This window comes from Kribbella sp. CA-253562 (assembly GCF_050942265.1).
Lineage (GTDB): Bacteria > Actinomycetota > Actinomycetes > Propionibacteriales > Kribbellaceae > Kribbella.
This window is the reverse complement of record NZ_CP192049.1, coordinates 1542588-1569355: the sequence shown is the minus strand read 5'-3', so window position 1 is coordinate 1569355 and position 26768 is coordinate 1542588. Positions and strand designations below refer to the sequence as shown.

Annotated in this window: 26 protein-coding genes; 11 read left to right on the top strand and 15 right to left on the bottom strand. The window is 70.4% G+C overall.

Going from position 1 to position 26768, the window contains the following annotated elements:
• The first annotated feature begins 12 nt into the window (after positions 1-12).
• The 5 genes from sdhA (at position 13) to ACQPXM_RS07595 (ending at position 4699) form a co-directional block, all read left to right on the top strand.
• Positions 13-1755 (top strand): succinate dehydrogenase flavoprotein subunit, encoded by a 1743-nt coding sequence (sdhA, locus tag ACQPXM_RS07615; protein WP_432946206.1) that lies wholly within the window; start codon positions 13-15, stop codon positions 1753-1755.
• Positions 1755-2459 (top strand): succinate dehydrogenase iron-sulfur subunit, encoded by a 705-nt coding sequence (locus ACQPXM_RS07610; protein WP_432946204.1) that lies wholly within the window; start codon positions 1755-1757, stop codon positions 2457-2459. The genes sdhA and ACQPXM_RS07610 overlap by 1 nt, the downstream gene beginning before the upstream one ends.
• A 145-nt stretch (positions 2460-2604) precedes the next feature.
• Entirely contained in the window at positions 2605-2799 is a 195-nt protein-coding gene (locus ACQPXM_RS07605) for a hypothetical protein (RefSeq protein ID WP_077012252.1), read from the top strand.
• Between the two features lie 144 nt (positions 2800-2943).
• Positions 2944-3459 (top strand): RNA polymerase sigma factor, encoded by a 516-nt coding sequence (locus ACQPXM_RS07600; RefSeq protein ID WP_432946202.1) that lies wholly within the window; start codon positions 2944-2946, stop codon positions 3457-3459.
• Complete coding sequence (locus ACQPXM_RS07595; RefSeq protein WP_432946200.1) at positions 3452-4699, top strand: hypothetical protein; 1248 nt, start codon at positions 3452-3454, stop codon at positions 4697-4699. The genes ACQPXM_RS07600 and ACQPXM_RS07595 overlap by 8 nt, the downstream gene beginning before the upstream one ends.
• A gap of 3 nt (positions 4700-4702) precedes the next feature.
• Here ACQPXM_RS07595 and ACQPXM_RS07590 read toward each other — a convergent pair whose 3' ends face one another.
• Both ACQPXM_RS07590 and ACQPXM_RS07585 read right to left on the bottom strand, forming a co-directional pair.
• On the bottom strand, positions 4703-5137 hold the full coding sequence (locus tag ACQPXM_RS07590; protein ID WP_432946198.1) for a DUF2000 family protein: 435 nt from the start codon (positions 5135-5137) through the stop codon (positions 4703-4705).
• 66 nt (positions 5138-5203) lie between these two features.
• Positions 5204-5611 (bottom strand): MarR family winged helix-turn-helix transcriptional regulator, encoded by a 408-nt coding sequence (locus tag ACQPXM_RS07585; RefSeq protein WP_432946196.1) that lies wholly within the window; start codon positions 5609-5611, stop codon positions 5204-5206.
• A gap of 64 nt (positions 5612-5675) precedes the next feature.
• Here ACQPXM_RS07585 and ACQPXM_RS07580 point away from each other — a divergent pair, with 64 nt between their 5' ends.
• On the top strand, positions 5676-6428 hold the full coding sequence (locus ACQPXM_RS07580) for an alpha/beta fold hydrolase (RefSeq protein ID WP_432946194.1): 753 nt from the start codon (positions 5676-5678) through the stop codon (positions 6426-6428).
• Here the strand turns inward: ACQPXM_RS07580 and ACQPXM_RS07575 are convergent.
• Complete coding sequence (locus tag ACQPXM_RS07575; protein ID WP_432946192.1) at positions 6403-7230, bottom strand: M55 family metallopeptidase; 828 nt, start codon at positions 7228-7230, stop codon at positions 6403-6405. The genes ACQPXM_RS07580 and ACQPXM_RS07575 overlap by 26 nt on opposite strands.
• Positions 7231-7281: 51 nt before the next feature.
• On the opposite strand from ACQPXM_RS07575, the gene ACQPXM_RS07570 reads away from it, so the two are divergent.
• Positions 7282-8073, top strand: coding sequence for an AraC family transcriptional regulator (locus ACQPXM_RS07570; RefSeq protein ID WP_432946190.1), 792 nt, complete (start codon positions 7282-7284; stop codon positions 8071-8073).
• Here the strand turns inward: ACQPXM_RS07570 and ACQPXM_RS07565 are convergent.
• From ACQPXM_RS07565 to ACQPXM_RS07535, 7 genes are all read right to left on the bottom strand, one after another.
• A complete protein-coding gene (locus ACQPXM_RS07565) occupies positions 8063-8299 on the bottom strand; it encodes an SCO4848 family membrane protein (protein WP_432946188.1) in 237 nt (78 codons plus the stop codon). The genes ACQPXM_RS07570 and ACQPXM_RS07565 overlap by 11 nt on opposite strands.
• Positions 8300-8442: 143 nt before the next feature.
• Positions 8443-11214, bottom strand: coding sequence for an AAA family ATPase (locus ACQPXM_RS07560; RefSeq protein WP_432946186.1), 2772 nt, complete (start codon positions 11212-11214; stop codon positions 8443-8445).
• A gap of 234 nt (positions 11215-11448) precedes the next feature.
• A complete protein-coding gene (locus ACQPXM_RS07555) occupies positions 11449-12213 on the bottom strand; it encodes a FadR/GntR family transcriptional regulator (protein WP_432946184.1) in 765 nt (254 codons plus the stop codon).
• A gap of 35 nt (positions 12214-12248) precedes the next feature.
• The gene (locus ACQPXM_RS07550) at positions 12249-13028 is read right to left on the bottom strand and encodes a 3-oxoacyl-ACP reductase (protein ID WP_432946182.1); all 780 of its coding nucleotides are present in this window, start codon (positions 13026-13028) and stop codon (positions 12249-12251) included.
• On the bottom strand, positions 13029-14387 hold the full coding sequence (locus ACQPXM_RS07545; RefSeq protein ID WP_432946180.1) for an aldehyde dehydrogenase family protein: 1359 nt from the start codon (positions 14385-14387) through the stop codon (positions 13029-13031). It lies immediately after the preceding gene.
• Positions 14384-15109 (bottom strand): gamma-glutamyl-gamma-aminobutyrate hydrolase family protein, encoded by a 726-nt coding sequence (locus ACQPXM_RS07540; protein ID WP_432946178.1) that lies wholly within the window; start codon positions 15107-15109, stop codon positions 14384-14386. Before ACQPXM_RS07540 ends, ACQPXM_RS07545 begins: the two co-directional genes overlap by 4 nt.
• The gene (locus tag ACQPXM_RS07535) at positions 15090-16454 is read right to left on the bottom strand and encodes a glutamine synthetase family protein (protein ID WP_432946176.1); all 1365 of its coding nucleotides are present in this window, start codon (positions 16452-16454) and stop codon (positions 15090-15092) included. Before ACQPXM_RS07535 ends, ACQPXM_RS07540 begins: the two co-directional genes overlap by 20 nt.
• 148 nt (positions 16455-16602) lie before the next feature.
• Between ACQPXM_RS07535 and eat the strand changes: the two genes are divergently transcribed.
• Positions 16603-18042 (top strand): ethanolamine permease, encoded by a 1440-nt coding sequence (gene eat / locus ACQPXM_RS07530; protein ID WP_432946174.1) that lies wholly within the window; start codon positions 16603-16605, stop codon positions 18040-18042.
• Positions 18043-18161: 119 nt separating this feature from the next.
• On the opposite strand, the gene ACQPXM_RS07525 is transcribed toward eat, so the two are convergent.
• The gene (locus ACQPXM_RS07525; RefSeq protein ID WP_432946172.1) at positions 18162-20219 is read right to left on the bottom strand and encodes a hypothetical protein; all 2058 of its coding nucleotides are present in this window, start codon (positions 20217-20219) and stop codon (positions 18162-18164) included.
• Between the two features lie 81 nt (positions 20220-20300).
• On the opposite strand from ACQPXM_RS07525, the gene ACQPXM_RS07520 reads away from it, so the two are divergent.
• Positions 20301-20552, top strand: coding sequence for a hypothetical protein (locus ACQPXM_RS07520; RefSeq protein WP_432946170.1), 252 nt, complete (start codon positions 20301-20303; stop codon positions 20550-20552).
• A gap of 87 nt (positions 20553-20639) precedes the next feature.
• Positions 20640-21776 (top strand): D-alanyl-D-alanine carboxypeptidase family protein, encoded by a 1137-nt coding sequence (locus ACQPXM_RS07515; protein ID WP_432946168.1) that lies wholly within the window; start codon positions 20640-20642, stop codon positions 21774-21776.
• A 23-nt stretch (positions 21777-21799) separates the two neighbouring features.
• Here the strand turns inward: ACQPXM_RS07515 and ACQPXM_RS07510 are convergent, their stop codons facing one another.
• The gene (locus tag ACQPXM_RS07510) at positions 21800-22921 is read right to left on the bottom strand and encodes a YihY/virulence factor BrkB family protein (RefSeq protein WP_432946166.1); all 1122 of its coding nucleotides are present in this window, start codon (positions 22919-22921) and stop codon (positions 21800-21802) included.
• A 64-nt stretch (positions 22922-22985) separates the two neighbouring features.
• Entirely contained in the window at positions 22986-23498 is a 513-nt protein-coding gene (locus tag ACQPXM_RS07505) for a 2'-5' RNA ligase family protein (RefSeq protein ID WP_432946164.1), read from the bottom strand.
• 275 nt (positions 23499-23773) lie between these two features.
• Between ACQPXM_RS07505 and ACQPXM_RS07500 the strand changes: the two genes are divergently transcribed.
• A complete protein-coding gene (locus ACQPXM_RS07500) occupies positions 23774-24325 on the top strand; it encodes an alpha/beta hydrolase (RefSeq protein WP_432946162.1) in 552 nt (183 codons plus the stop codon).
• On the opposite strand, the gene ACQPXM_RS07495 is transcribed toward ACQPXM_RS07500, so the two are convergent.
• Together ACQPXM_RS07495 and ngcE are read right to left on the bottom strand one after the other, a co-directional pair.
• Positions 24322-25347: an iron-siderophore ABC transporter substrate-binding protein gene (locus ACQPXM_RS07495; RefSeq protein WP_432946160.1), complete on the bottom strand. Its 1026-nt coding sequence runs from the start codon at positions 25345-25347 to the stop codon at positions 24322-24324. The two genes, ACQPXM_RS07500 and ACQPXM_RS07495, sit on opposite strands and share 4 nt — an antisense overlap.
• A gap of 56 nt (positions 25348-25403) precedes the next feature.
• Positions 25404-26753 carry an N-acetylglucosamine/diacetylchitobiose ABC transporter substrate-binding protein gene (ngcE, locus tag ACQPXM_RS07490; RefSeq protein ID WP_432946158.1) on the bottom strand — a complete coding sequence of 450 codons (1350 nt, stop codon included), beginning with the start codon at positions 26751-26753 and terminating at the stop codon, positions 25404-25406.
• Between the last annotated feature and the right edge of the window lie 15 nt (positions 26754-26768).

Genomic DNA, 26768 nt, shown 5'->3' with positions numbered 1-26768 from the left:
GGACGTCTTCATATGCAGCGCCATCAGTACGACGTAGTGATCGTCGGCGCGGGCGGAGCGGGTATGCGCGCGGCCCTGGAGTCCAGCAAGCGGACCCGGACCGCCGTGCTCACCAAGCTCTACCCGACCCGGTCGCACACCGGCGCGGCCCAGGGCGGCATGTGCGCCGCGCTGGCCAACGTCGAGGAGGACAACTGGGAGTGGCACACCTTCGACACGGTCAAGGGTGGTGACTTCCTGGTCGACCAGGACGCCGCGGAGGTGATGTGCCGCGAGGCCGTCGACGCGGTGCTCGACCTGGAGAAGATGGGCCTGCCGTTCAACCGGACCGCCGAGGGCAAGATCGACCAGCGCTTCTTCGGCGGGCACACCCGCAACCACGGCGAGGCCGTCGTCCGGCGTTCGTGCTTCGCCGCGGACCGGACCGGCCACATGATCCTGCAGACGCTGTACCAGCAGTGCATCAAGCAGAACGTCGAGTTCTTCAACGAGTTCTACGTACTGGACCTGCTGATGGTGGGCGGCAAGGCCACCGGTGTGGTCGCCTACGAGCTGGCCACCGGCGAGCTGCACATCTTCTCGGCCAAGTCGATCGTGTTCGCCTCCGGCGGCTTCGGCAAGGTCTTCCGGACCACCTCCAACGCGCACACCCTGACCGGCGACGGCATGGGCATCGTGTGGCGCAAGGGCCTGCCGCTGGAGGACATGGAGTTCTTCCAGTTCCACCCGACCGGCCTGGCCGGCCTCGGCGTCCTGCTCTCGGAGGCCGCCCGCGGTGAGGGCGGCATCCTGCGCAACAAGGACAACGAGCGCTTCATGGAGCGTTACGCCCCGACCGTGAAGGACCTGGCCCCGCGCGACATGGTCGCCCGGGCGATGGCCAACGAGGTCCGTGAGGGCCGCGGCTGCGGTCCGGACGGCGCGTACGTGATGCTCGACCTGACCCACCTCGAGCCCGCGCACATCGACGCGAAGCTGCCGGACATCACCGAGTTCGCCCGCACCTACCTCGGCGTCGAGCCGTACACCGAGCAGATCCCGGTCTTCCCGACCGCGCACTACGCGATGGGCGGCATCCCGACCAACATCCGCGGTGAGGCGCTGGCCAACAACGACGACGTCATCCCCGGCCTGTACGCCGCCGGCGAGGTCGCCTGCGTGTCCGTGCACGGCGCCAACCGGCTGGGCACGAACTCGCTGCTCGACATCAACGTGTTCGGCCGCCGGGCCGGCATCGCGGCCGCGGAGTACGCCGAGACGGCCGAGTTCGAGGAGCTGCCGGAGCGGCCCGAGGAGTTCGTCGTCGAGCTGGTCGAGGGGCTGCGCAACGCCACCGGCAGCGAGCGGGTGGCCGCGATCCGGGCCGACCTGCAGGCCACGATGGACCTGAACGCGCAGGTGTACCGGACCGAGGGCTCGCTGAAGCAGGCGCTGGTCGACATCGAGGCGCTGAAGACCCGGTTCGCCGACGTCGCCGTCCAGGACAAGGGCAAGCGGTTCAACACCGACCTGCTCGAGGCGGTCGAGCTGGGCTTCCTGATCGACCTGGCCGAGGTGCTCGTGGTCTCGGCGCTGGAGCGCAAGGAGTCGCGCGGCGGGCACTTCCGCGAGGACTACGACAAGCGCGACGACGTCAACTTCATGCGGCACACGATGGCCTACCGCGAAGTCGATGCCGAAGGCAACGTCAACATCCGGCTGGACTACAAGCCGGTCGTCCAGACCCGCTACAAGCCGATGGAGCGCAAGTACTGATGGACGTCAAGGTCAAGATCCTGCGGTACAACCCGGAGGTCACCGAGGACTCCGAGTGGGTGACCTACGCGGTCACCCTGCAGCCGACGGACCGGGTCCTGGACGCGCTGCACAAGATCAAGTGGGAGCAGGACGGCACGCTGACGTTCCGGCGGTCCTGCGCGCACGGGGTCTGCGGTTCGGACGCGATGCGGATCAACGGCCGCAACCGGCTGGCCTGCAAGACGCTGATCAAGGACCTGAACCCGGACAAGGAGATCACCGTCGAGCCGATCAAGGGCCTGCCGGTGCTCAAGGACCTGGTCGTCGACATGGAGCCGTTCTTCGACGCCTACCGCTCGGTGATGCCGTTCCTGGTCACCGACGGCCACGAGCCGAGCCGGGAGCGGATCCAGTCCCAGGCCGACCGCGAGCGCTTCGACGACACCACCAAGTGCATCCTGTGCGCCGCCTGTACGACGTCCTGCCCGGTGTTCTGGTCCGACGGCCAGTACTTCGGCCCGCAGGCGATCGTCGGCGCGCACCGGTTCATCTTCGACAGCCGCGACGAGGGCACCGAGCAGCGGCTGGAGATCCTGAACGACAAGGAGGGCGTCTGGCGCTGCCGGACCACCTTCAACTGCACCGACGCCTGCCCGCGCGGCATCGAGGTCACCAAGGCGATCCAGGAGGTCAAGCGCGCGCTGATCTTCCGGCGCGTCTGAGCTCCGGCGTACCGAACGCCCCAGGACCCCGGCGGGTTCTGGGGCGTTTTCGCGTCCGGGGGTTTGCGGCCGGCCCGAAGTGGAGACCATCTCCTGTCGGGTACAGACCGTCGCCCGCAGCAACTTGATGGGAAAGGCATTTCCCGTGCTCAGCACTCTCGAAGCTCCGCAACTTCCCGTCGACCAGCCGCCCGCGGCCCGCGCCGCGCTCTACGCGCTCGTCGACCGCCCCCGCCTCGGCTGGCTCCGGCTCACCCGGCGCGACCGCGCCGAAGCTGTCACCGCCGCTGTCGCCCTGGCCCTGTCGCTGACCGCGTTCGGCCTCGGCACCTTCCTCTAGACGCCTTCTTCGACGGCCTCCGGGATTCCCGGGGGCCGTCGTTTTGCGTTCTGACGGTGATCCACGTCACAGTCAGGTCCCGGTGCAACCAACCAGCCACGCTCGGGAGTCGTCCGACCGTCAGTACGAGTGCGGGGAGGGTGGATGGCACAGGACGAGTCCCTGCGCGACCTGTACGACGGTTGCTACCGCCGGCTGGTCGCGCAGCTGTACGCGATCTGCGGCAACCTCGGCGAGGCCGAGGACGCCGTTCAGGAGGCGTTCGTCAGGGCAGTGGAGAAGCCGCGGCGGTTCGCGCAGGTGGACAACCCGGAGGCCTGGCTGCGGACGGTGGCGCTGAACGTGGTGCGGCGCCGGTTCCGCCGGTTGACTCGGTACCGCGGGCTGCTGCGGACGGCCGCCGCCTCGACGCCGGCTGACGCCCTACCGGGGTTGTCGCCTGATCACGTCACGCTCGTGGAGGCGCTGCGACAACTGCCGTTGGAGCAGCGCGAGGCGATCACGCTGCACCACATCGTCGACCTGCCGGTGCGGGAGGTCGCGCTCCAGCTGGGCGTGCCGGAGGGCACCGTGAAGGCCCGGCTGGTGCGTGGGCGGGCCCGGCTCGCCCCGCTGGTTCGTGAGTTCGCGGAGGATGTCGAGGAGGTCGACCATGTCTGAGCTGAAGAACCTGTCGTGGTCGGTCCAGCAGACCGTCCAGCCGCCGCCGTTCGACCAGCTCGAGCGACGCGGTGTGCGCCGTCGCCGGCGGCGTCAGGCACTTGCTGGGGCCGGTGTCGCGGCGGCGACGGCGGTCGCCGTACTGGTGGCGCTGCTGCCGCTCGGGGACAAGGCCGGGACTGAGCAAGTGCCTCCGATTGCGACCGTGCCGACCGCTCCCGTGCCGGGATCGATCGAGCCGATCATGCCGCCGGAGCAGTCGGGGGATGCCGTGGTGCGGGCTCAGGATGCGGAGGTGCGCTCGATGCTGTTCGCGACGCCCTCGCGCTGGGCGGCGTCCTGGATCTCATGCCTGCCGGAACCGTGCCAGTACGCCGCCGTGCTCAGCCGGGAGGGATCGAAGGCCATCGCGCCGGCGCGGCGAGCGCCGTACGCGACCTTGCGGCTCGGCGACGAGGCGGTCGCGGTGGCGGGGCCGTCGGGCGAGGTGTTCTCGGCCGAGGAGCCTACGTGGGCCGAGGCTGTACTGGTCCGGCTGACCGCGAAGGGCAAAGTGGAGACACCGCTGCGATACGCCCCGTCCACCAGCACATTCACCGCCGGAGAGATCCTCCTGGATCGGGTAGTCGTCGGCAGCACCCTGCTGGTGCTGAACGTCGCGGACGCGACCCTGCGCAGGCTCGAGGTGGCCGGGCTGGATCACCCGCGGTCGCCGGTCCGGGACGAGACCGGGCGATGGTGGGTGGTGGCCGGCGACTTCGTGAGCGGATCGCGCAGCGAGATCGCCTGGTCCGACGACGGCCGGACCTGGAACCGGACGCTGCTCGACCCGGAGAACCCGGGCAGCCGGATCGCCGTCAGCCCCGACGGCTCGACCGTCGTGGCGAGCTCCTGGGTCGACGGTGCCACCGCCGAGGCGATCGGGACCCTGAAGATGTCGACCGATCGCGGGGCGCGGTGGACGAGTGTCGCGGACCGGCCGTGGGCGCGCGGCGGCGGACCGGTCGCCTTCAACGACGGGACCGCCATGATGCTCGGGGTGTCGAAGCAGGGCCAAACAGGGTTGTACCGGCTGGCCGACGGGACTGCCACGCAACTGTCGCCCGGGCCTCCCGGCCTGGAGGAACTCGCCGGCGACGGGAAGCTGCTCTACGGCCAGGTGCTGCGGGGACCCGGGGTGACGAAGGTCGCGACAAGCGTCGACCGGGGCCTGCGCTGGCGGGAGTTCGAGCCCCGCTGACGCTCAGGGGTGCATTCTCGACCCCTTGAGCACCTTGTCCACCGCGTTCTTCGGCCCGTGCAGGGCCAGCCCGACCAGATCGAGCTGGCCCTGCCCGACCGCCTTGACCGCCGCGCGGTTGTCCCGATCGTTGCCGGTGGCAAATAGATCCGCGGTGAAGATCGAGTGCGGGAGCTCCCGGCCGAGCGCGCGGGTGTGTGAAATGGCCATCTGCTCCTTGGAGCCTTCGAACACCAGCACCGGCTGGCCGAACATCGGCAGGTACTGCGTGCCGTCGGCATCCTCGTACGGCAAGCCGACCAGCCCGGGGTTTGTGGCCGCCAGCCCGGAGACCAGAAAGGCGGTCACGTTCAGGCGCTGCCAGGTGGCCAGGTCGTCCCGCAGCAGCACGGCGATCTTGGTGTCGAATCTGATCTGTTCGTTCTCCACGCGCTCCATCGTCCCGGGCGCGCCACCCGCGGGTCTTGTACGTTCTTCACCTGTCAGGCGAAGAGCGCGCGGGCCTCAGCCGCCGGCCTTGCGGAGCAACTCCAGGAGCGTTGCGCGCTCGGACCGGGACAGCGCGCCGACCGAGGCGGACAGCACGGTGTCGAGAATCGTTTCGCCGGCCTCGCGGATGCGCTCGCCCTCCGGGGTGAGCCGGTGCCGGACGGCACGACCAGGCCCTTCCAGCCGCTCGATCAGCCCGCGCGCGACCATCCGGGTGGCGAGCGAGCCCATCGACTGGTCGGTCTGGAAGGTCAGCTGAGCCAGCTCGTGCAGCGACGCTTCGGGGTGCTCGTGCAGGCGTCGCAGCACGTCCCACTGGGGCAACGACACCCCGAGTTCCGCGAGCGCCTTGCTCGCCTCGGTGTGGTGCCGCCACTGAAGGCGCTTCACCGCGATGCCGACGTCCTGCAGGGAGGGTTCCACCCGCGCATCGTAGCCGAGGAGACTACCGTTGCTTATATAAGCTTCCTGATCTAAGGTTCCTTATATGACTCTTCTCTGCGCCGAGTACGGCGCCGGCCGGCCGATCCTCCTGCTGCACGGTGGAGGCGGACCGCAGACCGTCGAGGCCTTCGGCGCCCGGCTCGCCGCGGCCTTGCCCGCGCAGGTCGTGATACCGACCCATCCCGGGTTCGGCGGAACGACCCGGCCGGACGACCTGACCACCATCGCCGGACTCGCGCGCCGGTACGCCGACCTGCTGGACGAGCGCGACCTGCACGACGTCGTCGTGATCGGCAGTTCGATCGGCGGCTGGATCGCGGCGGAGCTGGCCCTGCTCGGCTCTGCCCGGCTCGGCGCGCTCGTCCTGGTCGATGCCGTCGGCATCGACGTCCCGGACCATCCCGTCGCGGACTTCTTCGCGCTGTCGTTCGACGAGATCGCGGCGCTCAGCTACCACGCACCCGACGCGTTCCGGATCGATCCCACGCAACTGTCACCGGCCGCGCGCGAGCAACTGGCCGCCAACCGTGCCGCCCTCGCGGTCTACGCCGGTGAGCCCTCCATGGTCGACCCCGCACTTCGATCCCGGCTCGCGAGCGTCACGACGCCGACACTGGTGGTTTGGGGCGACAGCGACCGCATCGTCACGCCGGACTACGGCCGCGCGTACGCCGAAGCCATCCCCGGCGCTGAGTTCCGCATCCTGCCGGACACCGGTCACCTCCCCCAGCTGGAGACTCCCGACCAGGTGATCGCCGCCCTGCGCGCCTTCAGCAGTACGGCGGGTTCGAGGTGACCGCGGTGGCCACTCGCAGGAACAGGTTGAACAGGCGGTAGAGGTGCAGCATGTCGCCCTCGGTGGTGACAGTGCGGTCGTCGGTTTTCTGTACGCCGGGGATCGCCTGGAGGTGGGCGGCGACGGAGGCGGATTGCCAACGGACGGTCAGGCGACGGGTCTTCGATTCAGTGGGGACGCTCGGGAGATCGAGCAGGGCCTCGTGGACGGTTTGCTCGATGCCCGCCCGGGACTCCGCGACCGGGACCAGCTGGGCGGCGAAGCGGTCCTTGGCCTGCTTGACCGGGTAGGCGCGGACCCGCGCGTCCCAGGCGACCGCCTCGGCGCAGGCGGTGTTGTCGCCGGTCAGGGCCGCGACCGGCACACCGAGCGCGCCGGCCGCCGTGTGCAGCATGCCGATCTCGCCCGTCACCCGGTCGTCGAGCCAGATGTCCTCGATCTCATGGCCCATGAAGCTGTGGCTGAGTACGCCGAGCACGCCGGCGCGGGAGTGGAAGCCGACGCACACCACCGCGTCGTACTCGGCGGTGAGGCCCTCGATCATGCCCATCGGCTTGGGGCGGCCCTTGATCAGCAGGGCGCGTGGGTCGAGCAGGTCGGGCAGCAGGTTGCGCATCGGGCCGTGGGCGTCGTTGACCAGGACGAGCGACGCGCCGGCGGCGTACGCGCCGCGGACCGCAGCGTTGACGTCCTCGGTCATCAGGCCGCGGCCGCGTTCGTAGTCGCGGCCGGGCGGCTGGACGTCCTCGGCGTCGACCAGTCCGGTGATGCCTTCCATGTCCGCGCTGATGTAGACCCTCACGCGCAACCGCCCTCTCCGTCGCCGTCAGCAGGCAGCGTAATGTTCTGAAGGGTGAGCGCGAGTGCGCAGGTACGGGCCTGGCGACCCGAACTGGACGGTGTCGTCGAGGTCCTGCACGCCTACTTCCCGTCGCACGCCTACCCGAGCCACACCCACGACGCCTGGACCGTGCTGCTCGTCGACGAAGGCGTCGTCCGCTACGACCTGGATCACCGCGAGCACGGGCTGACCCGGGCGCAGGTGTCGCTGTTGCCGCCCAACGTGCCGCACGACGGCCGGTCCGTCCGCCCGGAGGGCTTCCGCAAGCGGGTGCTCTACCTGGAGCCCGACCGACTGGGCGAGGAGCTGACCGGCGCCGCGGTCGACCAGCCCGAGCTGCTCGACCCGGTGCTCCGCCGGCGCATCGAGCAACTGCACGGCGTACTCGCTGTCGGGCGGGAGCCGCTGGAGGCCGAGAGCCGGCTCACACTGATCGAGCAGCGCCTGCGGCAGCACCTGCGCCGCCAAGTCACTGCACCACCACACCGCCGCGACCCCGGAGTCGCCAGCCAGCTGCGGGAGGTGCTGGACGCGCATCTGCCCGGTGGGATCACGCTGGACGAGGCGTCGAAGCTGGTGCACGCGCACCCGGCGCACCTGGTCCGCGCGTTCAGCCGGGAGTACGGCATGCCCCCGCATCGATACCTGACCGGCCGCAGGGTCGACCTGGCCCGCCGCTACCTGCTGGAGGGCCGTCCGGCCGCGGAGGTCGCCGGGCTGGCCGGCTTCTACGACCAGTCCCACCTGACCCGGCACTTCCGCCGGATGCTCGGCGTGACGCCGAGCCGCTTCGTCAGACCGTGACGTCCTCGGTACGCCGTTCGCGGGACGCCTTGTAGGCGCGGACGCCCCACGTCCCGAGCAGGGCGGCGATGACCAGGTTGACCACGATCAGCACCGTGTGGGCGACGTAGTACCCGGTCGGGCGGCCTTCGGTGGCGGCCAGGTTCTTGATGAAGGTCACGTACGTGACGACGTTCCAGACCGCGATCGCGATCAGCACCAGGGCGTGCTTGCGTTCGAGTTTCACCTGTCCAGTGTGCACGTAGGGGGCGGCCGCGCCTCACTCGGCCGCCCACGCGAGGGGCGAGCTCTCTACGTGGAGTCGACCTTTGCTCACAGCGCGGCACGGCGACAAGGGAATCCAAGCTACCGGCGGGTCACCACAAGGGTTTACCTTTGCGCGAGATCCGTCCCGCCGCGGTCGACGGTGCGCAGCAGCTGGGTCCGGTTGGCCACCCCGAAGCGCCGGTAGAGCCGGGTGAGCTGCGACTCGACCGCCTTGACGCTCAGGTAGAGCGCGGCGGCGATCTCGCGGTTGGTGGAGCCGTCGCGGACCATCGCGACGATCTGCAGCTCGTTGTCGGTCAGCTCGGACGGCTGGCGGCTGCGGCTCGGTACGTCGAGCCGGGCCAGCTCGGTCTCGGCGACCTCCCGCCAGGCGGGTGCGCCGTACTGCTCGAACTGCTCGATCGCGTCCAGGAACGCCGTGCGCGCGACCGATCGGCGCCGCGCCTGCCGAGCGACCCGGCCGCGGGTCAGCTCGCAGCGCGCGAGGTCGAGCGGGTACACCTGGTCCCCCGCGGTCGCGATGGTCTTCTCCAGCAGGTCCAGCGCCGCCGCCGGATCGCCCAGCTTGGCGATCAGCAGCGCCTCCGACCGGGCCAGCCCGACCCGGACCACCTCGCGATCGAGCGTGTCGGCCCGCTCGCGGATCTCCGCGATCAACGCGGCCGCGTCGTCCAGCCGGCCGGACGCGACCAGCGCCTCGGCGTAGTCGGCGTGCCACGGGATCACCGCCGGGTCGTACGGCATCGCGGCCTCGCCCGAGTCCGCGATCGCGTCGAACGCCTCGACCGCCCGCTGCGGATCCCCGACCAGTACGCCGACCAGCCCGACCGCGGACAGCGCCGGACCGGTCCACTCGTCGTTGCCGATCACCCGGACCGCTTCCAGCGACGCCTCGGCCATCTCGCGCGCCATCGCCGCCGTACCGCCGGCCCACTCGGCGCGGGCGGCGATCACCATGCCGACCTCGGGCTCGTCGCCCAGGTCCTGCATCAACTGCAGACACTCGTGCCCGGCGGCCAGCGCCTGCGCGCCGCGCCCGCTGCGCTCGTAGATCGCGGTCGCCGAGATCAGGATCCCGGCCAGCCAGCGCACCGCACCGCCGTCGCGGACCTCCTCGACGAGCGTGCTGATGCCCTCGATCGCCGCCGCGGTGTTGCCGCGGAACAGCTCGCGCATCGCCGCCATCTGCCGGGCGTGCACGACGCTTTTCGTCAGCGGCAGCCCGATCGCCAGCTCGCCGGCCATGCTCAGCAGCCGGTCCGAGGCCTGACCGCCCCCAACCGCGACCTCGACGGGGTGGGCCGCGCTCAGAGCGTCGACCAGCGCTTCGGTGTCGCCGCAGCGGCGGGCCAGCTCCTCGGCGATCCGCGCGTCCTCGCGGGCATCGTCGAGCCGGCGGTCGAAGTACGCGCTGTGGCTGCGCAGGATCCGGACCTGCGCCTCGAGCCGGTCGTTGCCCTGGGCTGCTTCGAAGGCCTCGGCGAGCAGCTCGATCCGCTGCTCCCGCTCCGACCAGGCCGCGTCGACCAGCAGCAGCAGCGCGGGCACCTTGACCTCGGGCACGGTCGCGGCCTGCACTGCGAGCCGCGCCATCTCAGCCGACTCGACCAAGTGGCCCGCGGCGGCAGCGTCGTCAGCGGCTCGGGTCAGTCGCCGGGCACGATCGTCCGGCGCGTCGGCCGGGGTCCTGTCAGCGGCCAGGCGCCAGAGCGTCGCGGCGGCGCCCAGCGCTCCACGGGCGCCGGCGGTCGTCCCGGCCTCTTCCAGTGCGGCTGCGAGGTCTGCGTCGGCCTCCTGCGTCGCCAGGGCCCGGTGCGTGGCGTTCTCGACCGGTTCCTCCACGACCGCGGCCAGCCGGGCGTGTGCCTGCCGTCGCGCGGCGGACGTCGCCTCGGCGTACACGAACTCGCGCAGCAGCGGATGGCTGAAGCGGAGCCGGTCCGACGAGACGTCGATCAGCCCGAGCCCCTCCGCCTCCGCGAGCTCCGCGTCGACCGAACGGCCCAGTGACGCCGCCAGCTGCGCCGTGGTCGGGCGCGGCGAGGAGGCGGCGTGCAGGAGCAGCTCGTGCGTCGCAGGGCTGAGGTCGGCCAGGCGGTCGCCGAGCAGAGTCTTGAGCCGGCTCGACACGGGCAGCGGGTCGTTCGGCGAGACGCCCTGCGGATGGCGCAGCACCGCGCGGCCCAGCTCGAGTGCCATGAACGGGTTGCCGCCGCTGGCGGTGTGGATGCGCCGAGCGGTCCGCACGGGGAGCGGACTGGACAGTCGGTTGCGCAGCAGCGCCAGCACGTCGGCCTCGGCCAGCGCCGGGACCTCCAGTTGCAGCACCGGCTCCGGGCACGCCTCGGCCATCACCGGGAGGTCGCCGTCGGCCACCTGCTCGGTCGCCAGCATGTGCACGCCGTCGGTCAGCCGCCGCGCGCAGAAGGTCAGTACTTCGAGACTGGACGGGTCGACCCACTGGATGTCGTCCACGACGAGCAGCACCGGCCCGGACGCCGCCAGACGCCGCAGGACGTGCAGTACGGCGAGGCGGACGGCCAGCTCGTCCCGGACGGTGTCCGGCGCGCTTGCCTTGAGCAGCGCGACCTCCAGCGGCTGGCGCAGGTGATCGGGCAGCACCTGCCAGGCCAGCTCGAGCTGGTTGGACAGCAGATCCAGCAGCGTGACGTACGGGAGGCCGGCCTCGCTCTGGGACGGCGCGGCGCTCAGCACCCGCCAGCCGGAGCGGGCCCGGTCTGCGACGAGCGCGCGGCCGAGGGCGGACTTGCCGATCCCGGTCGGGCCGTAGAGCAGCACGGAGCCACTGGTCTCGAGCTGCGTCCGCGCGCGCTCGACCAGTCCGGCGCGCCCGACCAGCTCGTCGTCAGTCATCGATCCACATTCTCCCCGAAGGATTACATTCGCGGACATCACAGTCGAGTGCTACTGGACACGGCGAGTGTCACACACGGATATCTGCACGCCACCACTTCGTTACCCATCTGTTCGCCCCTGATTTGGCCCACTGGTGCCAACGGCTCCGGCGTGTCGCCGGCCGTCGCGCCGGATTTCCCGCGCGCGGTCCGCCGGATCCGCACCGGACACCCCGCGAGCCGGCCGGACGGCTCAGCTCAGGAAGGCCCGCAACAAGGCCGCGGTCCCGGCCAGGTGCTCGCGCATCGCGTCCCGGGCCGCCTCCGGATCGCCGGCCAGGATCGCGTCGACCACCGCCTGGTGCTGCTCGTCGGAGTGCACGATGTTGCGTTCGAGCAGCGGGATCGCGTCGAGCAGGTCGTTCAGGCGCATCCGGACGTCGGCGACCGCGGATGTCAGCGACGGCGACCCGCTGACCTCGGCGATCGCGAGATGCAGGCGGGAGTCCATCCGGCGGTAGTCGGTCAGCTTGGCCGCCGCCGTGTCGGCCAGACACCGCGTGAGGTGGTCACGCTCCGCCTGGTCGAGCTCCCGCGATGCCGCGGCGTCGGACGCACCCACCTCCAGCGCCGACCGAAGGACGAGCGCGTCCTCCAGCATCGACTGCAGCACCTGCCCGTCCTGCTCGCCGGACAGCTCGCGGGCGAGCTGCTCGGCCAGCTTCTTCCTCCCCACCCGTCGCGGCGTCGGCAGGCGCTCCCGTACGAACGTCCCGCCGTACCGGCCGCGGCGGGACTCGACGTACCCGGCCTCGGTCAGCGCGCGGATCGCCTCGCGCAGCGTGACCCGCGAGACGCTCAGCCGGGCGGCCAGGTCGCGCTCGGACGGCAACCGCTCACCGGGGCCGACCACGCCGAGCTTGATCGCCTGCAGCAGCCGCTCGACGGTCTCCTCGAACGGGTTCCCGGCCCGCACCGGCCGGAACAACGCCTCCCCCGCCCGCGCCTCCTCGACCACGCTCGCCGCCTCTCCCCGTGTTGATTGCGCACAGCCTAGAGCGGCGTCACATAAGCACCCGAGATCCCGCCGTCGACCAGGAACGTGTTGGCGGTCACGAACGACGAGTCGTCGGAGGCCAGGAACGCGACCGCCGCGGCGATCTCCTCGGGCTCACCGAACCGTCCCATCGGGACGTGCACGAGCCGCCGCTGCGCGCGCTCCGGATCGGCCGCGAACAGCTCCTGCAGCAACGGCGTGTTCACCGGCCCGGGGCACAGCGCGTTCACCCGGATCCCCTGCCGCGCGAACTCCACTCCCAGCTCGCGGCTCATCGCCAGTACGCCGCCCTTCGACGCGGAGTACGAGATCTGCGACGTCGCCGCGCCCATCACCGCCACGAACGACGCGGTGTTGATGATGGAGCCCTTGCCCTGGCGCTGCATGTACGGGATCGCCGCCTTGCAGCACAGGTACACCGACGTCAGGTTGACCTCCTGCACCTTGCGCCAGGCCTCCAGCCCGGTGTCCAGGATCGACGCGTCCTCGGGCGGCGAGATCCCCGCGTTGTTGAAGGCGATGTCGACCGATCCGTAGGTGTCGAAGGCCTGCTGGAACAGGGTGTCCACCGCCGTCGCGTCGGTCACGTCGGTCGGTACGAACAACCCGCCCACCTCGTCGGCCGCGCTCTTCCCGGCGTCCGGGTCGAGGTCGCCGATCACCACCCGCGCGCCCTCGGCCGCCAGCCGGCGCACACTGGCCAGCCCGATCCCGCTCGCGCCGCCGGTCACCACCGCGACCCGGCCCTCCAGGCGGTGTGCTTTGACGTCGGTCATTCAGTCCTCCGTGCTGATGAAGATGTTCTTGGTCTCGGTGAACGCGGCCAGCGCGTCCGGCCCGAGCTCGCGACCGAGCCCGGACTGCTTGAAGCCGCCGAACGGCGTCGAGTAGCGCACCGACGAGTGCGAGTTGACCGACAGGTTGCCGGCCTCGATGCCGCGGCTGACGCGCAGCGCGCGGCCGACGTCCCGGGTCCAGATCGACCCGGACAGCCCGTACAACGAGTCGTTCGCGCGCCGGATCGCGTCGGCCTCGTCGTCGAACGGGACGACCACCACGACCGGCCCGAAGATCTCCTCGGTCAGCGCGGGCGAATCGCCGGCGACCCCGGCGAGCACGGTCGGCGCGAACCAGTACCCGGGCCCGTCCGGCGCCGTTCCGCGGAACGCGACCGAACCCTCGTCGACGTACGCCGCGACCCGCTCCCGTTGCCGCGCGGAGATCAACGGACCCATCTCGGTCGCCGGGTTGCCCGGATCGCCCACGCGCAGGTTTTTCACCGCCGGTTCCAGCAACTCCAGGAACCGGTCGTGCACCGACCGCTCGACCAGGATCCGCGACCGCGCGCAGCAGTCCTGCCCGGCGTTGTCGAACACGCCGTACGGCGCCTGGGCCGCGGCCTTCTCGAGATCCGCGTCGGCGAAGACGACGTTCGCGGACTTGCCGCCGAGCTCCAGCGTCACGCGTTTCACCTGGTCGGCACAGCCCGCCATGATTTGCTTGCCGACGCCGGTCGAGCCGGTGAAAACGACCTTGCGCACGGCGGGATGGGTGACGAAGCGCTGCCCGACGACCGTGCCCGCTCCCGGCACGATCTCCAGCACGCCTGGCGGGATGCCGGCCTCCAGTGCGAGTTCCCCCAGCCGCAGAGCCGTCAACGGGGTCAGCTCGGCCGGTTTCAGGACGACGGTGTTGCCGGCCGCGAGCGCCGGCGCGAAACCCCAGCCGGCGATCGGCATCGGGAAGTTCCACGGCACGATCACGCCGACCACGCCGAGCGGTTCGGCCACCGTCAGATCGATGCCCCCGGCAACGGGTATCTGCCGGCCGAACAGCCGTTCGGGAGCCGCCGCGTAGTAGTGCAGCACGTCGCGGACGTTGCCGGCTTCCCAGCGGGCGTTGCCGATCGTGTGGCCGGCGTTCTCGACCTCGAGGGCGGCCAGGTTCTCCAGATCGGCGTCGACCGCGTCGGCGAACCGGCGCAGCAACCGGCCGCGGTCGGCCGGAGCGACCGCGCGCCAGGTGGTGAACGCCTCGGCCGCGCGGGCGATCGCGGCGTCGGTCTGCTCGACGTCTGCGAGCTCGACCGTGCGGACCACCTTCTCGGTGGCCGGGTTGATCACGTCGTACGTCACCGGGTTCTTCTCCTCAGCACTTCAGCGACCAGCGCGGTGAACAGGCGCAGGTCGTCGGGGTTCTCCTCGGGATGCCACTGCACGCCGAGCGCGAAGTCGTGACCGTCGACCTCGGCCGCCTCGACCGTGCCGTCGCCGGCTCGCGCCGTCACCCGCAGACCGGGCGCGACGACGTCGAGGGCCTGATGGTGATAGCAGTGCACGGTCGTGCGGTCGCCGAACAGCCGCGCGGTCAGGGTGTCCGGGTCGATCTTCACGTCGGTGCGGCCGAAGATCGCCGGCTCCGGCCGGTGCTCGTCGTGACCGACCGCTTCCGGCAGGTGTTGTTGCAGCGTGCCGCCCAGGGTGACGTTGAGCATCTGCAGGCCGCGGCAGATCGCCAGCAGCGGCAGATCCTGGTCGAGCGCCGCCCGGATCAGGACCGCTTCGTGCTCGTCGCGGCCGGGCCGGGTGTCGACGGTCTCGGAGTGCGGCACCGCGCCGTACGAGGTGGGGTCGACGTCGCAGCCGCCCGCGATCACCAGCCCGTCCAGGATGTCGAGGATCGACGGGTCGGTGCCGACGGGTGGCAGCAGCAGCGGTACGCCGCCGGCGGCGACCACGGCGTCCAGGTAGACGCGTGGCAGCAGGGCGGCATCGCGCTCCCAGACTCCCCAGATGGTCGGCTCGAGGTAGGTGGTGATGCCGATCCGTGGTGTGTGGTCAGAGCCGCTCGAAGCCACGGATGCGCTCCCAGTCGGTGACGGCGGCGTCGTACGCGTCGAGCTCCACCCGGGCCGCGTTCAGGTAGTGGTCGACCACCTCGTCGCCGAACGCCGTGCGGGCGATCTTCGAGCCGCCGAACAACGCGGCGGCCTCGCGCAACGTGGTCGGCACGTGCGGTTTGTCGCTGGTGTAGGCGTTGCCGGGCAGCGAGGGCTCCAGTTCGAGCTCGTTCTCGATGCCGTGCAGGCCTGAGGCGATCAGCGCGGCGACCGCGAGGTACGGGTTCACGTCGCCGCCGGGCAGGCGGTTCTCCACCCGCAGCGACTGGCCGTGGCCGACGACGCGCAGCGCGCAGGTGCGGTTGTCCAGGCCCCAGGCGACCGCGGTCGGGGCGAAGCTGCCGGGCTGGAAACGCTTGTAGGAGTTGATGTTCGGCGCGAGCAGGTAGGTGAGTTCGGGCAGGCAGGCGAGCTGGCCGGCGATGAACTGCTCCATCAACTGGCTGAAGCCGTGCTCGCGGTCCCCGGCCAGAACCGGTTCGCCGCCCGGGCCGCGGAAGCTCAGGTGGATGTGGCAGGAGTTGCCCTCCCGTTCGTCGTACTTGGCCATGAAGGTCAGGCTCTTGCCGTGCTTGACCGCGATCTCCTTCGCGCCGGTCTTGTAGATCGAGTGGTTGTCGCAGGTCGCCAGCGCTTCGTCGTACCGGAAGGCGATCTCCTGCTGGCCGAGGTTGCACTCGCCCTTGGCCGATTCGACGTACAGGCCGGCGCCTTCCATCGAGTTGCGGATGTCGCGCAGCAACGGCTCGATCCGGGCGGTGCCGAGCAGGGAGTAGTCGACGTTGTACTGGTTGGCCGGGTCGAGATTCTTGTAGGACTTGTCCCAGGCCTGCTCGAAGGTGTCGTTGAAGACGATGAACTCGAGCTCGGTGCCGACGTACGCCGTGAGGCCGCGCTCGGCGAGACGGTCGAGCTGCGCCTTGAGGATCTGCCGCGGGCTGGCCGGCATCGGGCGGCCGTCGAGCCACTGGACGTCGCAGAGCACGAGCGCGGTGCCGTCCAGCCAGGGCAGCAGCCGCAGCGTGTCGAGGTCTGGCGCCATCATCAGGTCGCCGTACCCGCGCTCCCACGACGACATCGCGTAGCCGTCGACGGTGTTCATGTCGACGTCGACGGCGAGCAGGTAGTTGCAGCCCTCGGTGCCGTGCTGGAGCACCTCCTCGAGGAAGTACCGCGCGCCGCAGCGCTTGCCCTGCAAGCGGCCCTGCATGTCGGTGATCGCGACCAGGACGGTGTCCACCGTGCCGGCCGCCACCAGGTCCCGCAGTTCCTGCACGGTCAGCTTGCCGGTTGTGTGCACCACAGTCGCTCCCGTCTATTGGTCTGCGGACAGTCCATTGACGCAAGGGACCGGGCGGATGTCAATGTGTGCTTTCCCTTGACAGCGGCGGTCCGCGCGAGGAATCTCGGGACCATTCCTAGTGGTATGCCCGTAGACCATTGGAGCCACGATGAGCCGGAAGACCTCGCGCGTCGACTACCAGCAAGTGGGCAAGGAGTACCTGGAGCAGCGTCAGTTGCGCCGCGGCGCGGCCGGCTGGGTGCTGCTGGCCGGTCTGGGCGTCGCCTACGTCATCTCCGGCGACTTCGCCGGCTGGAACTTCGGACTGGCCGAAGGCGGCTGGGGCGGACTGCTGATCGCGACCGTGCTGATGGCCACGATGTACACCTGCATGGTGTTCGGGCTGGCCGAGCTGGCCTCGGCGATCCCGGTCGCGGGCGCGGGCTACGGCTTCGCCCGGCGCGCGCTCGGGCCGTTGGGCGGTTTCGCCACCGGGACCGCGATCCTGATCGAGTACGCGATCGCGCCGGCCGCGATCGCGACGTTCATCGGCGGCTACATCGAGGCGCTCGGGCTGTTCGGGCTGACGTCGAGCTGGCCGGTGTACCTGGGCTGCTACGTGATCTTCATCGGCATCCACCTGTACGGCGTCGGCGAGGCGCTGCGCCTCACCCTGGCCATCACCGCGATCGCCGTCGTCGCGCTCGTGGTTTTCGTGATCGCGATGATCCCGCAGTTCGACGCGGACAAGCTGTTCGACATCGTGCCGAACAACGCCGCCGGGGCGAACGAGTTCATCCCGTTCGGCTACGCCGGCGTACTGGCCGCGCTGGTCTACGGGATCTGGTTCTTCCTGGCCGTCGAGGGCGTCCCACTGGCCGCCGAGGAGGCCCGCGACCCGCGCCGCGACATGCCGCGCGGCATCATCACCGCGATGGGCATCCTGCTCGTCTTCGCCGCCCTGATGCTGGTCTTCACCGCCGGCGGCGCCGGTTCCTCGGTGGTCGCCGATTCCGACAACCCGCTCCCGCTCGCCCTGCGCACCGCGCTCGGCGGCGACCCGTGGGTCGCGGACTTCGTCAACTACGTCGGCCTGGCCGGGCTGGTCGCCAGCTTCTTCTCCATCGTCTACGCCTACTCCCGTCAGCTCTTCGCGTTGTCCCGCGCCGGTTACCTGCCGCGCTTCCTGTCGGTCACCGGCAAACGCAAGACGCCGTACCTGGCCCTGGTCGTCCCCGGCGCCATCGGCTTCCTGCTCGCAGCCATCACCCAGGACGGCGCCCTGCTGATCAACATCGCGGTCTTCGGCGCGACGGTCTCCTACGTGCTGATGATGCTCGCCCACATCGTCCTGAGAGTCCGCGAACCCAACCTCGACCGCCCGTACCGGACCCCCGGCGGCGTCGTCACCACCGGCGTCGCGCTGGTCCTCGCCGTCACCGCCGTCATCGCCACCTTCTTCGTCGACGAAAAAGCCGCCGCGATCACGGCCGCGCTGTTCCTGATCGCGCTCGCCTACTTCTGGTTCTACAGCCGCCACCACCTGGTCGCCTCGGCCCCGGAGGAGGAGTTCGCCGCCATCTCCCAGGCGGAGTCGGAGCTGTCCTGAGGGACATGAAGGGCAACAACGCCCAGACCGATAACAAAGAACGAAGAACAACAGGGTGAGGCCGGCGCGCGGAACTGGGTGGTCCCGCTGCGTGTGGGGCACGCAGCGGGACCTGTGCATCAGGTCTTGCGGACTGCCAGGCCGTCGATCTGGTTGGTTTTGCCGGCGTCGCGAACAGTCAGCTGGACTGTGCCGGAGAGGAAGGCGGCCGGGGTGGGCAGCGCCAGGACGGCCTGGTACTCCGTCGTGGCCTTGTAGAGGCTGACTGCGCCGACCGAGCGACCGCCGTAGTACACCTGCAAGGTTCCGCAGGTGGCGCAGCGGGTTGCGACGACGTAGAGGTGCTTGCCCTGGACCGTTCGGGTGAGGGCCGCGCCCTTGGTTCCGGTGGTGGTCACCGTGCCGGCGTAATAGGCGGCGCTGCCGGCGCGGGTCCACTGGCCGACGGTGGTCATCGCGCGGTCGTCCAGCGGGCGGGAGAAGCATCGTTCCGCGGTCCAACCGGAGACATTGCCGGCGTTGTCGCGGGAACGCACCGACACGCAGTACTCGTTGCCGGCCACCAGGTTCAGAGTGGTCGACGTGGCCTTGGTGGCGGAGGCGGCGGTGATGTAGGCGCCGAAGGTACCCAGATACGCCGCGGTGCGGTAGCGAACGTCGAAGGAACCGATTCCGCTGGCATCGGCGCCCGCGTAGGTGACCGCGGCCGTGGCGGCCTTGGTGACCGCGAACGTCGGACCGGTGAGTGACGCGGTGGGTGCAGTGGCGTCGACGTCCAGGTAGCGGTACGACGACGTCGAACCGAGGCCGCCGGCCTTCCAGACGATGACCCGGAACAGGTGCCGGCCCGCGGTGACCCCGGACTGCCGGAACGGCGAGGTGCAGTGGTCGGTCCTGACACCGTCCAGCTCGCACGCGATGTCGGCGGGCGTCAATCCTGTCACGCCGAACGGTACGGACAGGTCCGGGCCGACCGGGCCCTGACCGATGGTGACGCGCGGACCTTGCCAGATCGCGTCGCGGACCACCTCGCCGGCCGGGGCCGAGTAGTGCAGGCTGTTGACGGTGATTCGCCCCTCGGCGGAGACCGGAACCACATGGATCACGCTGCCCTGCTCCAACTGCCGGGTGACGAGAAGCTCGGTGCCTGCCTCTGCCCAGGACAGGGATTCGGCGCTTGCACCGATCGGCGGTCCGACGAACGGCGTACCGCCGTCGACCGGGACCACCGCCGCCGAGGTTCCCTTGAGATAGGCGATCCAGCGGCCGTTGCCGGAGACATCGACCTCACGCGCGAGCTCGGTGCCCGGGTAGCTCTTGAGCACAGCACCGTTCGCTCTGGCCTCGACCTGCTGGAGGCGCCCCTGGGTCAGCTCCTTGGTGACCAGTGTGCGGTTGTCGAGCAGCCAGGCAACGCCGGCGAGTCCACAACCCACCCGGACCGGCGTGCCGCCCTGCGCGCCGATCACTTCCAGGCAGGACTCTCCGGTCGACAGGACCCGCTCGAAGGCGATCTTGGTCCCGTCCGGCGACCAGGCCTTCCGGCCGATACCGGACGAGTTGGCGAGGATCCGCACCGGTTGGGCCTGAGGGGTCAGGCCGGACACGACCCAGAGGCTGTTCTGGGCCTGGCCGAAGACCACGCGGGCCCCGTCGGGAGCGACTGCGATGTACGGGTCGACCTGTTGCGTCGGGCCACTGGTTGCCAGCGGCACCACCTGCTGCGCACCCTGGGAGGCCAGCTGGCCGAGGTAGGTGCGGGTACTGCCGTCTGCCTGCTGCACCGTGTTGACGACGGCGATCGCGTTGGTGACCGGGCCCACCGCCGCCGGTGTGCTGCTCGCACCTTCGCCGTCGGCACTCACGGCCGACACGGCGTACGTCGCTCCCGCAATGACCTGGGAGTCGACCCAGCGGTACGTCGCGGCCTCCGTGCGAGGCACCGCGAAGGTGGTGTCGGTGCCGTTGGCCGTCCGGTGGACGACGAATCCGGTCACCGCGTCCGCGGTTGCGTCCTCGGCAGGAAGCGCCCACGAAAGGTCCACCCCGGTGAAGGTGCCCTTGACGAGCACTCGGGCGGGAGGCGCCGGCACTGCCGCCGAGGCGGGCAGAGCGGTGACGCCCGTTGCGGCGACAGCCAGCGCCAACGGCGCGGCGAAGCGCGTGATGATGTTCAAGGATTCCCCCAAGATCAGGTGGGCCGGATCCGGCACCGACCTGTGTATCGCCGGGGATCGCCAAGTGTTACCAGCGACCGCTTGAAGCGCCTGCTTTCCGTGGTCCTGTTCCTCCTCTGGCTGGTCAACTTCAGCTACCTCGGCATCGCCACGTCCCCGTGGGACTACTCGAGCAACCCGAGCATCGACGGGATCCGGGTGCAGTACAGCTCGCTGCCCGGCCTGGGCCCGATCCGCAACTCCATGGACTACTCCTACGACTCCTGCTACAACCAGTTCACGCCGGGCCAGAGCACCCGGAACAGCAACATGTGGACGGCGTACCGGGCCTGACGACAGCCGGTCCGCGGGGTGGCAGGGAGTGGCCGCGGCCGGAAGTCCGCGTGACTCCTGGGCCGAGTTGTGTCTAGAGTGCCGCCGATGCGTGTGCTCCTGACGGCGTGCGCGACCACCGTGATGCTGGTGGCCGGGCCGCTCACAGCGACCGCCGCCGATCTGGACTCGCGGAGTCCGGTCGGCGGTGTCCGCCTGACCGCGGACTCGACGGTCGTTGCTGCCGGGGCGACACCGCCGGCGGTGCAGGCCGCTGCGTTCGTCGTCGCGGACATCGACACCGGGCAGGTGCTGGCCGCCAAGGCGCCGCACGCGAAGCTGCGGCCGGCGAGTACGTTGAAGACGCTCACCGCGCTGGTTCTGCTGCCGCGGCTGAACAAGAAGGACGTTGTCGTCGGGTCGGACCGGGACGCGGGCATCATCGGCAGCAAGGTCGGCGTGTACCCGGGCCTGCGGTACTCGGTGGACCTGCTGTTCCAGGGCATGTTCCTGGCCTCGGGCAACGACGCGGTGCACGCGCTGGCCGAGCACGACGAGGGTGGCATCCCGGCGACCATCGACCGGATGAACAAGAAGGCCGCGGAGATCGGCGCGCTCGACACACACGTGACGGATCCGACCGGACTGGACGCGGACGGTCAGGTGTCCAGCGCGTACGACCTGGCGCTGTTCGCGCGGGCGGGGCTGGCCCGGCCGGACTTCGCGAAGTACGCGGCGACGAAGTACACGAACTTCCCGCTCGCGAAGTCGGGCACCTACCAGGTCGCGAACCAGAACAAACTGCTGTTCAACTACGACGGCGCGCTCGGGATCAAGACCGGCTACACGACTCTGGCCCGCAACACGTTCGTCGGCGCCGCGCGCCGCGACGGTCACACGCTGGTCGTCACGCTGATGAACTCCCCGCACGGCATCACCGAGGACGCCACCAAGCTGCTCGACTGGTCCTTCCGCAACTACACGGCGCTCAGCCCGGTCGGCACGCTGGTCAAACCGGCGGTGACCAAGACCGGGCCCAACGTGTCGAAGAAGTCAGCCGCCGGTACGCCGCTGCCGAAGCGCAGCCGCGCCGTCTTGGCGCCCGGCCAAGCCGTCCAGTCGCTGGTGTTCCGGATCCCCGCCTGGGCGTACGCCGCGCCGCTGTTCCTGCTGCTGGCCCTGTTCCTGCGGCGGCCCAGAGCGCTGCGCGTGCACAGCCGCCGAAACCGGTCCAGGCGTCACTGACGTGGACTGCGGGTCGCTGAACGTCAGCGGCGCAGCGACCGCGCCGCTCGGCTCAGCTGGACCGTGATGGCCGTCGCCGTGACGCCCAGGAGCGCGCCCGCGGCCACGGCGACCGGGTCGGCCTTGCGCGCCGGGATCGGCACCACCTTGAACTTCTTGCCGGGCGGACCGGGCAGCAGCCCGTTCTCGTCGGGCTCGGGATTGGTCGAGCCGTTGGTCCGCCGCCGGTAGACCGGCTGCTCGGTCTCGAACGGCATCGCCGCCCGCGCGGCCTCCTCGGCCTCGCCGGTGTGCCAGCGGTAGTCGAGCGTCGCTTCCTTGGTCCAGGCCGCGATCAGCATGATCACCCGGGTCATCAGGTAGATCCAGACCAGCAACGCCAGCGGCAGCGCCAGTGCGCCGTACGCCGCGTTGCTGCCGATCACGTTGTTGACGTACACGCTGCCGAGCTGCTGGGCGGCGTAGAACACCACGCCGCCGGCCAGCGCCGCGATCAGCGCGACCTTGCGGGGCAGGATGATCCGCGGCATCGCGGTCTGCAGGTACAGGAACAGCACCGCGCCGGCCGCGATGCCGACCACGACGCCGATCGCGTCCAGGCCCCAGTTCGCCAGCCAGGTGCCGTCCAGGTCGACCCAGCCGACGATGTTCTCCGACAGGCTGGTCAGCAGCGAGGAGGCGGCAGTCGCCAGGACCCCGATCAGCCCGAGGCCGATCAGGGCGCCCAGGTCGATCAGCTTCAGCTTCACCATGTTGCCCGGCTGGTCGTCCAGCTCGTGCATCGACCGGATCGAGGCGCGCAACGAGTCGATCCAGCCCAGGCCGGTGAACAGCAGCGAGACCGCGGAGATCAGTCCGATGGTGCCGGCGTTCGCGATCAGCGCGTCGATGTCGATCTTGTCGCCGATGCCGGGCAGGTTCGTCGCGAGCGCCTTCTTCATCACGTCGATCGCCGACGGCGGCAGCAACGCGCCGACGACGGCCGCGGCCAGCACGATCAGCGGGAACATCGACAGGAAGCCGAAGAAGCTCGTCGCGCCGGCCAACCGGTTGCCGCGCCGGTCGCCGTACCGTGTCCAGGCTCGCCACAGCTGCGTGCGGCTGAACCGCGCCCAGATCGCCTTGCCCCGTTCCTTGACGCCCATGGCTCTCCTGTACCCCGACCGCGAGCTCCTAGCGCCCGCACGAGGCATCAGCCTGTCAGGTGGGTCAGCCCTTCAGCGGGAAGGCGCGCTGCGGACGCCAGACGCCGTCGGCGCCGTGCTCGTACCGGCTGAACGCGGACACGTCGAACGAGCAGTCGTAGTCCGCGAGCGTGTCGTAGGCACGGTCCAGTGACTCCTGGTCGAGGTCGTGCGCGACCGTGACGTGTGGGTGGTACGGGAACCGCAGCGCGACGTCCAGCGGACCGGAGCGGACCTGCGACTGCAGCACCTCACACGACGAGATGCCCTCGGCCAGCGTGACGAACACGACCGGGGAGATCGGCCGGAACGTCGCGGTGCCGCGCAGGCGGATCCGGAAGCTGGGGAACCGCGCGGCCAGCTCGAGCAGGTGCTCGTCGATCCGCGGCAGGTCCTCGTCGGCCACCTCGGTCGGCGGCAGCAGCGTCACGTGCGTCGGGATCGAGGAGGCCATCGGGTCGCCGAAGTCGGCCCGGTACTTCTGCAGCTCCGAGCCGAACGGTTCGGCGATCGGAATCGCGACACCGATCGTCGCCATCCGCGCCTACCGTCCCGACGCCGGGACGGTCCGGTACGCCGGGGCACCGGGCAGGCGAACCTGCGGGAACGACCCGGCCGGGCACCCCGGGGGGCCACCTGCCGGCACACGGGTGAGGTCGAGGACGGCTGCTGACATACCCCGATTCTGCCAGCGTCCCTGGTCCGTTCCGCACCCGGGACGGTGTCGGATTGCTCATAGGAACAAAACTATGGCTCCGCGGAGCCCGGTCAGGAGTGGGCCGGAGCCGGTCCAGGAGTCGTAGGGTCGCGGGTATGACTTCTCGGCACGCTGTGATCGTCCCTGGTGGGGAGTACGGGCCGCAGGGTCCGTTGCTGATGTTCGCGGGTGAGGCCGCCGAGCGGCGGGGAGCGACCGTCCGGCCGATGGACTGGAAGCGGCGGGAGGACGCCCTGGCACTGTCCGAGGCCGAGCTCGAGGCCTGGGTGATCGGGCAGGTGTCGCCGCATCTTCCGGTGGGAGTGGCGGGGTCGGGGCTGTTGTTCGTGGGCAAGTCGCTGGGGACGCACGCGGCGGCGCTGGCCGCCGAGCGGGCCCACCCGGCGGTGTGGTTGACGCCGTTGCTGCACTACCGGCAGGTCGTCGAGGCGCTGGAGCGATCGCGGGCGCCGTTCTTGCTGGTGGGCGGGACCGGCGATCCACTGTGGGACGGCGATGTCGCTCGGCGGTTGACGCCACATGTGCTGGAGGTGGAAGGAGCCGACCACGGGATGTTCGTCCCGGGCCGGCTCGCCGAGTCCGCCGCGGTGCTGGGCGAAGTGGCTACCGCCGTCGAGGACTTCCTCGACGAGGTGGTCTGGGTCTAGGTGGCGGGGTCGCCGTCGACGGCGGCCTTCAGCTTCGGGACGAGCTGGTCCAGCACGATCGGCAGGCTGAGGACCGAGACGAAGCTGGTGGCGCCGTACAGCGGGTCGTCGTAGTTCTCCTCGACGAAAACGTCGCGGCCCTGGGTGCGCACCGGCAGGTTCTTGTAGAGCGGGTCGTTCTTGAGCTTGGCGGTGCCGCCCTTGGTGGGGAACCAGACCAGTGCCTGCTGGTCGAGCAGGTTGATCCGCTCCGCGCTGATGTTCGCGCCGAACTTGTCGCCGATCTGCGCGTCCAGCCCGCTGGGCAGGGTGAAGCCGAAGTCGGTGAGCAGGCGCGACCGCGGGTCCTGACTGCCGTACACGAAGTAGCCCTCGTACGGCGTCGCCATCAGCGCCGGCTTGCCCTGGAACTCCGGGTGCTCGGCGCGGACCGTCGCGAACCGCTGCTCGATGCCCTTGACCAGCTCGTCGGCCTGCTTCGGCTTGCCGACCGCTTGGCCGACGGTTCGGGCGACGTCCTGCCACGCCACCCCGTAGTCCGGTACGCCGGCCGGCTGCGCCACCGTCGGCGCGATCGCGGTGAGCTTCTGGTAGTCGTCAGCGGTGATACCGGAGTACATCCCGATGATCAGGTCCGGCCGCAACGCGGCGATCTGCTCGAACTGGATGCCGTCCTTGTCCTTCAGCACCGTCGGCAGCGCCCGGTCGCCGAGCTTGTCCTTCGCCCACGGGAACAGCGCGCCGGGCTTCTCCCCGAACCACTCGGTCGTGCCCACCGGTACGACGTCCAGCGCCAGCAGCGCGTCCTGCTCGACCAGGCCGACCGAGACGACGCGCTGCGGCGCCTGCTTGATCTCGGCGGTGCCGAACTTGTTCTTGATCGACACCGGGAACGCCCCTGTCTCGGAGCCGGCCGATCCGCTGTCAGCGGCGGGTTCGGCGGAGTCTCCCGAGCCGCAGGCGGTGAGAGCGAACAACGGGACGACGACCGCCAGTGCGAGCGGCCGGAGGAAGGAGCGCATCGAGACCTCACAGAAAGGCAGGGGAACTTAGGTTGCCCTTACCTTACCGAGGCGGCTCAGTCGCGGTGGTACTTGGTGACGCTCTCGTCCTGCTTGACCCGGTCGGCCGCCGCCTGGATCCGCGCGGTCCACTCGTCCGCCCGGAACGCCCCGGCGAGGAACTGCCCGGTCAGCTGCCCGGCCGCCTTGCCGAGCTCGGGGTACCAGTCCGCGAAGTACCATCCGATCGCCTGGTCCCCCGCCGCGGTCAGCAGGTCCCGCGCCGACCGGAGCGCCGTACCGAGTTCCTGCCCGTCAGCAGCCCCTCGTACGACGGTCAGCCGGTTCGTCTCCCTGGTCACCTGCCCGGCGACCTCCTTGGACAGCATCGCCCGCAGGTACTCGACCCCGCCCGGCTCGTTCGGGCCCTTGGCCGGCACCAGCAGCGGCGCGGTTGGCGTCACGTGCACCCCGCGCGGCAACGCCGGCGAAGCGTCCAGCGGCGGCAACCCGAACATCGTCAGCCCGAAGCCTTCGGGGATCACCGGCTTCATCTCGTTCTCCAGCCAGTTCCCGCACGGCAGCAGCCCGGCCTTGGACTGGATCAGCCGGGTCTGCGAGCCGGTGTGGTCGAGCTCGGCGCTGCCGGTCGCGATCAGCCCGCGCCGCGCCAGCTCCCCGAACGCCGTGATCGCCCGGGTGAGGCTGGGGTCCTTCCAGGCGCCGTCCTCGAGGTTGTCGATCCGCTTGGCGACGTCGTGCCCGCCGGTTTTCACCGCGAGCGTCATCACCGCCTCGAACACGTAGTACGGATGCACTCCGGCGTACGTGAACGGGCCGAGCCCGGCCGCCTTCATCTCAGCGCCGAGCGCCAGCAGTTCGGGCCAGGTCCGCGGCACGTCCCAGTCGCGCTGCTGGAAGAGCCGGGCGGAATACCACAGGCCGTAGACGTCGACGAGGTAGTTCAGCGAACGCAGCGTGCCGTCGTACCGGCCGGAGTCGAGCAGGCCGGGCAGGAGGACGTCCTTGACCGGCGCGTCCTTGTTCTCCCAGGAAGGGGCGTTGAGCAACGGCCCGAGATCGGTCAGGTGCCCGTCGGCGACCAGCCGGCTCACGGTCAGCGCCTTGGCGCCGGTGTTCAGGACGACGTCCGGCGGGCTGCCCGCGGCGAACCGGGACTGCAGCAGATCGCGCAGTTGCTTCGTCGGCGTCACGGTGACCGCCGCCTGCGCGTGCTTGGCCCGGTACTGCGGGGCACCGAAGCCGCCGTACTCCTCGGAGACCACGACTTCCAGCGGCCGGTCCGCGACGACGCCGAACGGGTTGTCCTTGGTCCGCGCCGGGCCTGCGGGCTTGTCCTCCGACGAACAACCGGCCAGCAGGGCGCTCGCGAGAGCACCCTGCAGGACAGTACGCCGCTTCAGCACGCCCGCAGGCTAGCG

Bases quoted from the DNA above. Each gene is read 5' to 3' on its own strand.
- sdhA (WP_432946206.1), top strand. From the start codon at position 13: ATGCAGCGCCATCAGTACGACGTAGTGATCGTCGGCGCGGGCGGAGCG.
- ACQPXM_RS07610 (WP_432946204.1), top strand. From the start codon at position 1,755: ATGGACGTCAAGGTCAAGATCCTGCGGTACAACCCGGAGGTCACCGAG.
- ACQPXM_RS07600 (WP_432946202.1), top strand. From the start codon at position 2,944: ATGGCACAGGACGAGTCCCTGCGCGACCTGTACGACGGTTGCTACCGC.
- ACQPXM_RS07595 (WP_432946200.1), top strand. From the start codon at position 3,452: ATGTCTGAGCTGAAGAACCTGTCGTGGTCGGTCCAGCAGACCGTCCAG.
- ACQPXM_RS07590 (WP_432946198.1), bottom strand. From the start codon at position 5,137: ATGGAGCGCGTGGAGAACGAACAGATCAGATTCGACACCAAGATCGCC.
- ACQPXM_RS07580 (WP_432946194.1), top strand. From the start codon at position 5,676: ATGACTCTTCTCTGCGCCGAGTACGGCGCCGGCCGGCCGATCCTCCTG.
- ACQPXM_RS07560 (WP_432946186.1), bottom strand. From the start codon at position 11,214: ATGACTGACGACGAGCTGGTCGGGCGCGCCGGACTGGTCGAGCGCGCG.
- ACQPXM_RS07550 (WP_432946182.1), bottom strand. From the start codon at position 13,028: ATGACCGACGTCAAAGCACACCGCCTGGAGGGCCGGGTCGCGGTGGTG.
- eat (WP_432946174.1), top strand. From the start codon at position 16,603: ATGAGCCGGAAGACCTCGCGCGTCGACTACCAGCAAGTGGGCAAGGAG.
- ACQPXM_RS07515 (WP_432946168.1), top strand. From the start codon at position 20,640: ATGCGTGTGCTCCTGACGGCGTGCGCGACCACCGTGATGCTGGTGGCC.
- ACQPXM_RS07510 (WP_432946166.1), bottom strand. From the start codon at position 22,921: ATGGGCGTCAAGGAACGGGGCAAGGCGATCTGGGCGCGGTTCAGCCGC.
- ACQPXM_RS07505 (WP_432946164.1), bottom strand. From the start codon at position 23,498: ATGGCGACGATCGGTGTCGCGATTCCGATCGCCGAACCGTTCGGCTCG.
- ACQPXM_RS07500 (WP_432946162.1), top strand. From the start codon at position 23,774: ATGACTTCTCGGCACGCTGTGATCGTCCCTGGTGGGGAGTACGGGCCG.
- ACQPXM_RS07495 (WP_432946160.1), bottom strand. From the start codon at position 25,347: ATGCGCTCCTTCCTCCGGCCGCTCGCACTGGCGGTCGTCGTCCCGTTG.